This window comes from Giesbergeria sp., from assembly GCF_028686475.1.
GTDB lineage: Bacteria > Pseudomonadota > Gammaproteobacteria > Burkholderiales > Burkholderiaceae_C > Simplicispira.
In genome coordinates this window covers 21,604-32,776 of record NZ_JAQUCA010000001.1, presented here as the reverse complement: position 1 = coordinate 32,776, position 11,173 = coordinate 21,604, and the positions used below count along the sequence as shown (strand labels likewise).

Here is an 11,173-nt window from a genome sequence, read left to right as displayed (position 1 = left end):
GCGCTGTGACCGAAGACCAACTCGAACAAGAAACCTTAGCCTGGCTGTCCGAGTTGGGTTACACAGTGCATAGCGGCTACGACATCGCCCACGATGGCCCCAACCCGCAACGTGCCAACTACCGTGAGGTGGTGCTGGCAGGCCGCCTGCGCCAGGCCATCGCTCGGCTCAATCCCGGCATTCCGGCACCAACGCGCGAAGATGCACTGCAAAGGGTGCTGGATTTAGCCATTCCAGCCCTGCTCTCGGCCAACCGTGCTTTTCATAAGCTGCTCGTGGCTGGCGTGCCGGTGCAGTACCAAAAGGACGACCACACCATTGGCGACTTTGTGCGCTTGGTGGATTGGATGGATGCTGCGCGCAATGAGTTCTGGGCCGTCAATCAATTCAGCATCAAGGGCGCACACCACACCCGCCGCCCGGACATCATCCTGTTCATCAATGGCCTACCGCTGGTGCTGATGGAGCTGAAGAACCCTGCCGATGAGGCCGCCGATATCTGGAAGGCTTACGACCAAATCCAGACCTATAAGGAACAAATCCCTGACCTGTTCCAGTACAACGAGGTGTTGGTGATTTCCGACGGCACCGAGGCGCGCATGGGCTCTCTGTCGGCCAATGCCGAACGCTTTTTGCAGTGGCGCACCATCGACGGGGTGAACCTTGACCCGCTGGGCCAGTTCAACGAGCTGGAAACTGTGGTGCGTGGCGCACTGGCCCCAGCGTACCTGCTGGACTACCTGCGCTATTTTGTGCTGTTCGAGGAAGATGGCCAGCTAGTCAAAAAGGTCGCTGGTTACCACCAGTACCACGCCGTGCGGGCCGCTATTGAGCAGGTGGTGGCGGCATCGCGCACCGACACCCCAGCCCAGACGCAGGGTAAGGGTGGGGTCGTTTGGCACACGCAAGGTAGCGGCAAAAGCATCACCATGACCTGTTTTGCTGCCCGTGTGATGCAAGAGCCAGCGATGCAGAACCCGACCATTGTGGTGATTACCGACCGTAACGACCTCGATGGCCAACTGTTTGGTGTATTTAGCCTGGCGCAAGACCTGTTGCGCCAAACCCCGGTGCAAGCCCATACGCGGCAGGAGCTGCGCCAACTGCTGGGCAACCGGCCCTCGGGCGGCATCATCTTTGCCACCATCCAAAAATTTATGCCGGGGGAGGATGAAGACAGCTTCCCGGTGCTGTCGGAGCGGCGCAATATCGTTGTCATTGCCGATGAGGCCCACCGCACCCAATATGGCTTTCAGGCTAAGCTCAAAACGCGCAAGCTGGCCACGGCCAGCACGGGGGCGGTCACCGCCAGCGATGGTGACTACATCCACCCTGCTGCCAGCGCCGAATTTGCCCCGCCCGCCTACAGCACCCGCTACCAAGCAGGCTACGCCCAGCACCTGCGCGATGCTTTGCCGCACGCTACTTTTGTCGCCTTTACTGGCACGCCGGTCTCTAGCACCGACCGCGATACCCGGGCCGTGTTTGGCGATTACATCCATGTCTATGACATGCAGCAGGCGAAGGAAGACGGCGCTACGGTGGCTATCTACTACGAAAGCCGCTTGGCCAAGCTCAAACTCAAGGAAGCCGACCTGTCCGAATTGGATGAAGAAGTGGACGAACTGGCCGAGGATGAAGAAGAAGCCATCCAAGCGCAGCTCAAAAGCCGTTGGGCCGCCTTAGAGAAGGTGGTGGGTACTGAACCACGCATTGCCAGCGTTGCTGCCGACCTGGTAGCCCACTTTGAGCAGCGCAATGCCAGCCAAGATGGTAAAGCGATGGTGGTGGGCATGAGCCGCGATATTTGCGTGCACCTATACAACGAAATCGTGCAACTGCGCCCCGATTGGCACAGCGATGACCCAGAGCAAGGCCGCATCAAAATCATCATGACCGGCAGTGCAAGCGACAAAGCCCTGTTGCGCCCGCACATTTACCCCAGCCAAACCAAGAAACGGCTGGAAAAACGCTTCAAAGACCCCGCAGACCCGCTGCAACTGGTGATTGTGCGCGATATGTGGCTCACCGGCTTTGATGCCCCGTGCGTGCATACCATGTACGTCGATAAGCCGATGAAGGGCCACAACCTGATGCAGGCCATCGCACGCGTGAATCGGGTGTTTAAGGACAAGCAGGGTGGTTTGGTGGTGGATTACATCGGCATCGGCAACGAGCTTAAAGCCGCGATGCGCGAATACACCGCCAGCAAAGGCCGTGGCCGCCCGACAGTCGATGCCCATGAAGCCCTATCGGTGCTACTGGAAAAGCTCGACATCCTGCGCGCCCTGCTGCACGGTTTTGATTACAGCAGCTTCCAAACCGGGGGCCATAAAATCTTGGCCGGTGCTGCTAACCATATTTTGGGCTTGCAATCGAACCCTAAGGGCAAGAGCGATACCTCGGTGCGCGATGGCAAAAAACGCTTTGGCGATGTTGCGCTGGCCATGAGCCGCGCCTTTAGCCTGTGCTGCACCCTGGATGAAGCCAAAGCGGTGCGCGATGAGGTGGCCTTTTTGCAAGCCGTGAAGGTCATACTGACCAAACGCGACCTGAGCCAACAAAAGAAAACCGACGAACAGCGTGACTTGGCCATCCGGCAAATCATCAACCAAGCCGTGGTGAGCGACTCGGTGGTGGACATCTTTGATGCCGTGGGCCTAGAAAAGCCCAATATCGGGCTATTGGATGAGGGATTTTTGCAGCAGGTACAGCAGCTACCAGAAAAAAATCTCGCTGTAGAGCTGCTAGAGCGCCTGCTAGAGGGTGAAATCAAGTCCAAGTTTGCCACCAACGTGGTGCAACAGCGCAAATTCTCTGACCTGCTGAGCAACGTTATCAGCCGTTACCAAAACCGTAGCATTGAAACCGCACAGGTGATGGAAGAGCTGGTGGCGATGGCCAAAAAGTTCCAGCAGGCCGCCAGCCGGGGTGAGCAACTAGGCTTGTCAGACGACGAGGTCAAGTTCTACGACGCGCTGGCCAACAACGAGTCTGCGGTGCTGCAACTGACCGATGAAACCTTAAAGAAGATTGCCAGCGAACTGACCGAGAACCTCAAAAAGAACATCAGTGTGGACTGGGCACAGCGCGAAAGCGTCCGGGCTACCTTGCGCTTGATGGTCAAACGGGTGCTACGCAAGTACAAATACCCGCCTGACCAATCCGAGCAAGCGGTGGAGTTGGTGCTGCAACAGGTCGAAACTCTGGGCGAAAGCTGGATGTAAAGCCTCGCGAAGGCACTTTTTTCACTGAAAAAGCGAATACAAATCAAGTGATTGCAAAGATGTGGGTAAAGACAAGGGGTTCAGCCCGGAGAGGATGTCACCCCGACCAAGAGAGATTACAACGCCAAAAAATGTCGTCGGTAGTGAAATAATTCGTCGATAGATTCATGCACATCGGCCAGTGCGGTGTGTTTTTGCGCCTTCTTAAAACTGCTGTAAGCGGCGGGCTTCCAGCGCTTGGCCAACTCCTTGAAGGTGCTGACATCCACATTGCGGTAATGGAAATACGCTTCTAACTGGGGCATATACAGGGCCATAAAGCGCCGGTCTTGGCCGATGCTGTTGCCGCACAGCGGCACTTTGCCTTTGGGCACATACTTTTTCAAGAAGTGCAGCAGCACCTCTTCGGCTTGGGCTTCGGTGGTGGTGGAGGCTTTGACTTTCTCGGTCAGGCCGCTGCGGCCATGCGTGCCTCGGTTCCAAGCATCCATCTTGCCCAGCAATTCATCAGATTGGTGAATCACCAGCACCGGGCCTTCGACGCGCACGGTCAATTGGGCATCGGTAATGACCACGGCAATCTCAATGATGCGCTCGACCTGCGGGTTCAGGCCGGTCATTTCGCAGTCTAGCCAGACCAAATTTTGGTCGGATTTGGCCAAGGTGGGAGGGGGAAGGTGCGGAGTTTCTGACATGGGGCGCGATTGTCCCCCATGCCCTACACTTGCGCCCCATGCCTGCTGCTCCTTCTGCTTTTTTCACGCCTGCTATGGCTTTGAGCATGGCCTTTGCCGCTGTGCTGGTGTTGGGCCTGTTGCTCAAGTTTTGGCTGGCCTCGCGCCAGATTCGCCATGTGTTTCACCATCGCCACGAAGTGCCGCCCGCTTTTGTGGGCCATATCACCTTGGCAGCGCACCAAAAAGCTGCGCGCTATACCTTGGCCAAAGCCCAACTCGGGCTGATAGAGATGGTGTTGGGGGCAGCCGTATTGTTGGGCTGGACGCTGCTCGGGGGCCTCAATGCGCTCAATCAAGCCTTGCTAGAGTGGCTCGGCGGTGGCATGGTGCAGCAATTGGCCCTGCTGGCCAGTTTTGTCTTGCTGGGTAGCCTGATTGAATTGCCGCTCACCTTGTACCAAACCTTTGTGATTGAGCAGCGCTTTGGCTTTAACCAAATGACGTGGCGCTTATGGCTGGCCGATGCGCTCAAATCTGCGCTGGTGGGGGTGGTGTTGGGTTTGCCCTTGGCAGCGGCAGTGCTGTGGCTGATGGGCGCGGCGGGTGCTTGGTGGTGGCTGTGGGTGTGGGGCTTGTGGATGGGCTTTAACCTGTTGCTGATGGTGGCCTATCCGATGTGGATTGCCCCTCTGTTCAATAAATTTCAGCCGCTGGCCGATGAGGCACTCAAAGCCCGCGTTACGGCGCTGATGGAGCGTTGTGGCTTCCAAGCGCAAGGGCTGTTTGTGATGGATGGCAGCCGACGCAGCGCCCACGCCAATGCCTACTTTACCGGCTTTGGTGCCGCCAAGCGCGTGGTGTTTTACGATACCCTGCTCAAGCAACTCACCCCCGGCGAGGTCGAAGCCGTGCTGGCCCATGAGCTGGGGCATTTTCACCACCGCCATATTGCCAAGCGCATGGTGTTGCTGTTTGGTTTGAGCTTGCTGGGCTTGGCCCTGCTGGGTTGGCTGGCGACGCAGGCTTGGTTTTATACCGGCTTGGGCGTACAGCCTAGTTTGGCCTTGCTGGTGCCCAGTGCCTCCAACGCGCCCAATGATGCTTTGGCCTTGTTGCTGTTTTTGTTGGTGGTTCCGGTGTTTACGGTCTTTTTAAGCCCTTTGCTGGCGCAGATTTCGCGCCGCGATGAGTTCCAAGCCGATGCCTACGCCATGCAGCAAGCCCACGGTGCTGATTTGGCCAGCGCTTTGCTCAAACTCTACAAAGACAACGCCTCCACACTCACGCCGGACCCACTCTATGTGCGCTTTTATTATTCCCATCCCCCGGCCAGTGAACGGCTGGCGCGGATGCCTTCGGTAGCCGCCGCCGCATGAGCCATTTTTCTAAAGCCAAAAAAGCCGCTGCGGCCAGTGCCGCCGATGCGCTGCAACAAGGGCTGGTGGTGGCCAGTTATGGTCGCCATTGCGTGGTAGAAACCCCCGACGGCCAGCGCCGAATTTGTCACCCACGCGGCAAAAAAAGCCAAGCCGTGGTGGGTGATGCGGTGCTGTGGCAAGCTGCCCCGCCCGGCCAAGGCGAAGAGGGCACGATAGAGAAGGTGCAAGAGCGGCGCAACCTGTTTTACCGCCAAGACGAAATCCGCACCAAATCGTTTGCCGCCAATTTAGACCAGGTGCTGATTTTGATGGCCGCCGAGCCGGTGTTTTCCGAAAGCCAATTGGTACGCGCTTTGGTAGCGGCGGAAGCCGCGCATATCCGGCCCCTCATTGCCCTGAACAAGCGCGATTTGGCCGTGCCGTTTGCTGCCGCCTGGGAGCGCCTGCAACCCTACTGCCGCATCCCCGGCAAAGAAGGCCAGCCACACTACCAAGTGCTGGGCCTATCCCTCAATGCCGACCCAGCAGCCCAGCGCGCCGAGTTATTGCCCTATTTAGAAGGTAAAACCACGCTGGTGTTGGGGCCATCGGGCGCGGGCAAAAGCACGCTCATCAACCTGCTGGTGCCCGGCGCTACGGTGCTGACCAATGAAATCTCGCAGGCACTCAATTCGGGCAAGCACACCACCACCAGCACTGCGCTGTATTGGGTGGATGGGCAGCGCCGCACCGCCTTGATTGACTCGCCCGGTTTTCAAGAATTTGGCTTGCAGCATATTGCCCCAATGCAACTGGCCGCCTGTATGCCCGACATCGCCACCCACGCCAGCAACTGCAAGTTTTACAACTGCACGCACCTGCACGAACCCGGCTGTGGCGTGCTGGCCGCTTGGCAAGCGGGCCACATCAGCGCCAACCGCTACCGCATTTATGGCGATTTGTTTGCCGAATTGGGGCAAACGCGCTACTGATAGCCCTTGAACCTTTGGGCGCAATCGTTATAATGTCCGGCTTTGCTGGCATCACCCCGTCGGCCCATACTAGTTACGAGACGGGGAACCCGCCACGCACGGCTTTGAGGCCCGATCTCCCCAAAGCCCTCTGCGGGCATATTTTGGAAAACATTAGCTAATGACCACCATCCGTGTAAAAGAAAACGAACCCTTTGACGTTGCCCTGCGCCGCTTTAAGCGCACCATCGAAAAGCTGGGCCTGCTGACCGACCTGCGCGCGCGCGAGTTCTACGAAAAGCCCACTGCCGAGCGCAAGCGCAAAAAAGCTGCTGCCGTCAAGCGCCACTACAAGCGCGTGCGTTCTATGCAGTTGCCTAAAAAGCTGTACTGATCGACAAACTCCAAGTTTGCTTGGAATTTCAACCCGCGCTAGGGACGCCAAGCGCGGGTTTTTTGTTTTCATGATTCGCACAAAGCCACCCCAGCGTCGTTGCGCCGCCTTGCCGTAGCCCACTACTGTCTGCGGCGACGCGCCTAGCTGGCATGACTTTGTGCAAATCCTGCCGCTTACCTTTAGGAGATAACCATGAGCCTCAAAGACCAAATCACCGAAGACATGAAAACCGCCATGCGCGCCAAAGACAGCGAGCGCTTAGGCACCATCCGCCTACTGCTGGCGGCCATGAAGCAAAAAGAGGTCGATGAGCGCGTCGTGCTAGACGATGCTGCCGTGGTGGCCATCGTGGACAAGCTGGTCAAGCAGCGCAAAGACAGCATCGCCGCCTTTGAGCAGGCTGCGCGCCAAGACTTGGCCGATAAAGAAAAGGCCGAACTGCTGGTGTTGCAAGCCTATCTGCCCCAGCGTATGTCGCCGGAAGAAATCACCGCCGCCGTGCAAGCCATTGTGGCCGAGTTGGGTGCCAAAGGCCCCGGCGATATGGGCAAGGTGATGGGCGCGGTGAAAACCCAACTGGCGGGCAAGGCTGACATGGGCCAAGTGTCTGCCGCCGTGAAGGCAGCTTTGACCAACATTTGATAACAGCCCAAAGTGGTGCCGCATTTACACTGACTCCTGTCACCAACTTTGCGCGCCCCTTGCACGCACATTTTTACCATGCCCTTGTACCGCTGCAATGCCTGCGGCTATGTTGCCGAAGAAAACATCACCCCGGTGGGCAAGTCTATGCCCTGCAACCGCTGCGCCCAGCCGGTCACGGTGTTTGGTACGGTGTTTTATGTCGAAAAGCTACTGGAGCGTTACACCGACATCCGGCGCGAGTTGCAGGCATTGCGTGCGCTAGAGACAGCACCACAAGCTGCTCCGGCCCCCAGCCCGCCTGCACCCGCACCCGCACCCGCACCCGCACCCGCACCCGCACCCGCACCCGTGGCGGCGGTAGCAAAAACACCAAACGACACCAACTTAGCTACCGTGGCCCAACATGCCCCGCTGCAAAATTGGTTTCAGGCGCGCCAAATTCAGGTTGAATTTGATATAGAGGCGGTGAATACCGCTGGTTATTTTGATGAAGCAGCGCGCGCTTTTGGCGAACGTTATGATTTGTTTGGTGAGCTGATTGGCCGGGTATGCTGGGGCTATCGCAAGGCACACACCGGCTTGAACTTAGAGTTGGCGCGCGTGCCGCAAAAAGATGCACAGGCGATTAACCAACTGTGCCGTAATCTGTACGAACACACCTTTTTCTCCCGCTACCACTACCAGAAGCCAGAAAAAATTGTCCGCTTGAGTCTGCAATCGGCCCCCGCCGTGCGCCGCTTTTTTGAGGGCGGTTGGCTAGAGTGGTTTGCACTGCTAGAAGTATTGGCGGTTTGGCAAGAACAACCTCTGCGTTTTTCCTTGTCGGTGGCACGCGGTGCGCGTGTTACCTTTGCCAATGAAGACTTGCAAGAGTTGGATGTGCTGGCGCTGCCGAGCAACCAAGCGCCTTTGTGTATCGAGTGCAAAACCGGGGAGTTTCGCCGTGATTTGGACAAATTGCTGCGCTTGCGTAAGCGCTTAGACATCCCACGCGAGCGCTTTATCATCTGTGCCTTGGACTTGAATGAAGAGCAAGCGGCCAGCCTCAATGCCATGTACGACATGAGCTTTGTCACGCTGGGCACGCTGCGGCCTCATTTGCAGCGCTTGTGCGTGGGCTAAACGCTGCTCAAGACGGGTTCAACTGCCAGCCACTTTCATCCGGTTAATCAGCAAAGACCCCACGGTTTTCGCGCCGTGGTTGTAGGCATCGGCACCAATCGCTTCGATGCCTTTGAACATATCTTTGAGGTTGCCCGCGATGGTGATTTCATGCACTGGGAAGGCAATTTTGCCGTTTTCGACCCAAAAACCGCTGGCACCACGCGAATAATCGCCCGTGACATAGTTCACGCCTTGGCCCATCAGTTCAATCACAAACAGGCCTGTGCCTAACTTTTGCAGCATGGCGCTGAGATTGTCGCCCGCTTGGGTGTGGCGCGAGCTGAGGACCAAATTGTGCGAACCCCCGGCGTTGCCCGTGGTTTTCATGCCCAATTTGCGTGCTGAATAGCTGGACAGAAAATAACCCTCCACCCGCCCAGCATCTACTACTTTGCGCGGTGCGACACGCACGCCTTCTTCGTCAAACGGCGAGCTGCCCTTGCCGCGCAGAATAAATGGGTCTTCCAAAATATCAATGTGCTTCGGGAACACCTTTTTGCCCAAGGAATCGAGCAAAAAGGTGCTTTTGCGGTACAAGGCTCCACCGCTGATAGCCTGCACAAAGCCACCCAACAAGCCAGCGGCCAAAGTGGATTCAAACAGCACCGGGCATTCGGTGGTAGCGATTTTGCGGCTACCCAAGCGGCTTAAGGCACGCTCGGCGGCATAGCGGCCCACGGCGGCGGGCGAGGCCAAATCGGCGGCATCGCGCATCGAGCTGTACCAGGCATCGCGCTGCATTTCGGCATTGCGCCCGGGCAACGAGGCAATCGGGGCCACCGAAATGCTATGGCGCGAAGTGGCATAACCCCCCCGAAAGCCATGCGTATGGGCGCTGAAGAAATGGCTTTGCTGTGCCGAAACACCCGCCCCTTCGCTGTTGGTGATGCGTTTGTGGGTGGCAAAGGCCGCTGCTTCACATTCCATCGCGATGCGGGCGGCTTCTTCGCTGCCCAATACCCAAGGATGGAACAGGTCTAAATCGCGCTGGTTGTCAGCGGGGGCAATATCGGCCGCATCGGGCAGACCGGCTACTGGGTCTGCGGCGGTAAAGCGGGCAATGTCGTAAGCCGCCTGCACGGTGCGCTCGATAGCGGCAGCAGAAAAATCAGAGGTGCTGGCATTGCCGCGCCGGTGGCCAACATAGACGGTGATGCCTAAAGATTTATCGCGGTTGCGCTCCACTGTCTCTAATTCGCCCTTGCGGACATTGACCGACAGGCCGCAGCCCTCAGAGGCTTCGGCACCGGCATCGGTGGCACCTAGTTTTTTGGCATGGGCCAAAGCGCTATCGACCAAACCTTCAAAAAAGGCCCGGCTGTAACTAAAGCCCGTGTCGGGGGTATCGGTGGGGGCGGCGGAGGGGGCGCGGCGCGCAGAGGCGGTGGCAGAGCGTGTGGGTTTCTTCATGACAAGGCTATGATACTTGCGCCCGGCCTTGGCCTCTCTTTCTCCCCCAGATTTCAACATGTCACGTAAACCCAAAAAAGGCTATTTTGTTCGCGGTCAGTTTGTTGCCGAAGGCAGCGAGCGCGACTTGGAGCTCAAGGCCGAACTCAAAGGCACCCATGATGCCAGCCGCACCGAATTGAAACGCGAAAGCGATGAACTGCAAGACTTGGGTAAAGAGTTGTTAGACCTGCGCGCCGATTTATTGCAGCGCATTGGCTTGCCCGACAAACTGCTCGAAGCCTTGGCCGAGGCGCGGCGCATCACCAATTTTGAAGGCAAGCGCCGCCAGATGCAATTTGTTGGCAAGTTGATGCGTAAATTGGATGAAGACAGCGTAGCCGCTGCCCGTGCGGCTTTAGAAGAGCAACGCAATGGCTCGGCCACCGAAAAACTGCAACTGCACCAAGCCGAACATTGGCGCGATATATTAATTGCCCAAGATGGCGCACAAGCCGAATGGATGGCCCAATACCCCGACACCGATGCACAACAGCTGCGTGCTTTGATTCGGCAGGCACGCAAAGATGCCCCCGCCGCCCACGATGCCAACGTGGCCGAGGCCCACGGACTGGCACCACGCAAAGGCCGGGCTTACCGCGAACTGTTTGCGCTGCTGCGCACGCAATTGAGCAGCACCCCAGCGACACCAGCAGAGGCAGGGCTTTAAGAGACAAACACCGGGTCAGAAAACACCAAGGTGCCATCTTTACGCACCATCAGGTTGTCGGACTTGAGGATGTCGGGCAGCAGTTGGTATTCTTCAATAAACACCGACAGTGCCTTGATCGCCGATTGCAGCTGGGTATCCCATGAGGGGGCTTCGCCCTTGGCCAGATGGTACATGGCCACGCGCCCCATACTGCGCCCCAACTGGCTCCAGCGCCTACAACCTTCCCAATAGGCTTTGCCCAGTTGGGCTGCCACAATCGCGGCCTGCGATTCGGGCATCAGCGGGTAAAGGCGCTCCATCTCTAGCAGATAAAAGCGGTAGCCCGATTGCGCTTGGCCAATATCGCCGTGGTCGGCATAAATAATCGGAAAATGCTTGCCTTGGGGCCGGTCTTTAGCCGTGTGCAGCCAATAGTCTGCGGGCGAACTGACCACTTTATAGACACGCTCGCCATCGCCCTTGTCTAAGACGATGGAATACTGGCCACGCCCAATCTCTTCTTTGCCATCGAGTAAAGGATGCACCGGCACTGGGTCTGGCAAGACGCAAGCGGCATTGCTTGCCGCAGTAACACCGAAACCAAAATGGACCACGAGATAGCCCTCCTCGTAG

The 11,173-nt window shown here is 57.6% G+C and carries 10 protein-coding genes; 7 read left to right on the top strand and 3 right to left on the bottom strand.

Annotation, left to right across the window (positions count from 1 at the left end; genetic code table 11):
- Nucleotides 1-5 precede the first annotated feature (5 nt).
- Entirely contained in the window at nt 6-3,227 is a 3,222-nt protein-coding gene (locus PHX60_RS00150) for an HsdR family type I site-specific deoxyribonuclease (RefSeq protein ID WP_300072908.1), read from the top strand.
- A gap of 116 nt (nt 3,228-3,343) precedes the next feature.
- Here PHX60_RS00150 and orn read toward each other — a convergent pair whose 3' ends face one another.
- Nucleotides 3,344-3,922 (bottom strand): oligoribonuclease, encoded by a 579-nt coding sequence (gene orn / locus PHX60_RS00145; protein ID WP_300072906.1) that lies wholly within the window; start codon nt 3,920-3,922, stop codon nt 3,344-3,346.
- A 38-nt stretch (nt 3,923-3,960) separates the two neighbouring features.
- Here orn and PHX60_RS00140 point away from each other — a divergent pair, with 38 nt between their 5' ends.
- From PHX60_RS00140 to PHX60_RS00120, 5 genes are all read left to right on the top strand, one after another.
- Nucleotides 3,961-5,280, top strand: a complete 1,320-nt coding sequence (locus PHX60_RS00140) for a M48 family metallopeptidase (RefSeq protein ID WP_300072903.1) — start codon at nt 3,961-3,963, stop codon at nt 5,278-5,280.
- Nucleotides 5,277-6,254, top strand: coding sequence for a ribosome small subunit-dependent GTPase A (gene rsgA, locus PHX60_RS00135; protein ID WP_300072900.1), 978 nt, complete (start codon nt 5,277-5,279; stop codon nt 6,252-6,254). Before PHX60_RS00140 ends, rsgA begins: the two co-directional genes overlap by 4 nt.
- A gap of 160 nt (nt 6,255-6,414) precedes the next feature.
- Complete coding sequence (gene rpsU, locus PHX60_RS00130; RefSeq protein ID WP_007833691.1) at nt 6,415-6,627, top strand: 30S ribosomal protein S21; 213 nt, start codon at nt 6,415-6,417, stop codon at nt 6,625-6,627.
- A 195-nt stretch (nt 6,628-6,822) separates the two neighbouring features.
- Nucleotides 6,823-7,272, top strand: a complete 450-nt coding sequence (locus PHX60_RS00125) for a GatB/YqeY domain-containing protein (RefSeq protein ID WP_300072897.1) — start codon at nt 6,823-6,825, stop codon at nt 7,270-7,272.
- Between the two features lie 78 nt (nt 7,273-7,350).
- Nucleotides 7,351-8,397, top strand: coding sequence for a hypothetical protein (locus tag PHX60_RS00120; protein ID WP_300072894.1), 1,047 nt, complete (start codon nt 7,351-7,353; stop codon nt 8,395-8,397).
- An 18-nt stretch (nt 8,398-8,415) separates the two neighbouring features.
- On the opposite strand, the gene pmbA is transcribed toward PHX60_RS00120, so the two are convergent.
- The gene (pmbA, locus tag PHX60_RS00115; RefSeq protein ID WP_300072891.1) at nt 8,416-9,849 is read right to left on the bottom strand and encodes a metalloprotease PmbA; all 1,434 of its coding nucleotides are present in this window, start codon (nt 9,847-9,849) and stop codon (nt 8,416-8,418) included.
- Between the two features lie 58 nt (nt 9,850-9,907).
- Between pmbA and yjgA the strand changes: the two genes are divergently transcribed.
- The gene (gene yjgA, locus PHX60_RS00110; RefSeq protein ID WP_300072888.1) at nt 9,908-10,558 is read left to right on the top strand and encodes a ribosome biogenesis factor YjgA; all 651 of its coding nucleotides are present in this window, start codon (nt 9,908-9,910) and stop codon (nt 10,556-10,558) included.
- Here the strand turns inward: yjgA and PHX60_RS00105 are convergent.
- Complete coding sequence (locus PHX60_RS00105) at nt 10,555-11,154, bottom strand: hypothetical protein (protein ID WP_300072886.1); 600 nt, start codon at nt 11,152-11,154, stop codon at nt 10,555-10,557. The genes yjgA and PHX60_RS00105 overlap by 4 nt on opposite strands.
- Between the last annotated feature and the right edge of the window lie 19 nt (nt 11,155-11,173).

Coding starts and splice junctions, on each gene's coding strand:
- rsgA (WP_300072900.1), top strand. CDS start 5,277: ATGAGCCATTTTTCTAAAGCCAAAAAAGCCGCTGCGGCCAGTGCCGCC.
- pmbA (WP_300072891.1), bottom strand. CDS start 9,849: ATGAAGAAACCCACACGCTCTGCCACCGCCTCTGCGCGCCGCGCCCCC.
- PHX60_RS00140 (WP_300072903.1), top strand. CDS start 3,961: ATGCCTGCTGCTCCTTCTGCTTTTTTCACGCCTGCTATGGCTTTGAGC.
- yjgA (WP_300072888.1), top strand. CDS start 9,908: ATGTCACGTAAACCCAAAAAAGGCTATTTTGTTCGCGGTCAGTTTGTT.
- PHX60_RS00120 (WP_300072894.1), top strand. CDS start 7,351: ATGCCCTTGTACCGCTGCAATGCCTGCGGCTATGTTGCCGAAGAAAAC.
- orn (WP_300072906.1), bottom strand. CDS start 3,922: ATGTCAGAAACTCCGCACCTTCCCCCTCCCACCTTGGCCAAATCCGAC.
- PHX60_RS00125 (WP_300072897.1), top strand. CDS start 6,823: ATGAGCCTCAAAGACCAAATCACCGAAGACATGAAAACCGCCATGCGC.
- rpsU (WP_007833691.1), top strand. CDS start 6,415: ATGACCACCATCCGTGTAAAAGAAAACGAACCCTTTGACGTTGCCCTG.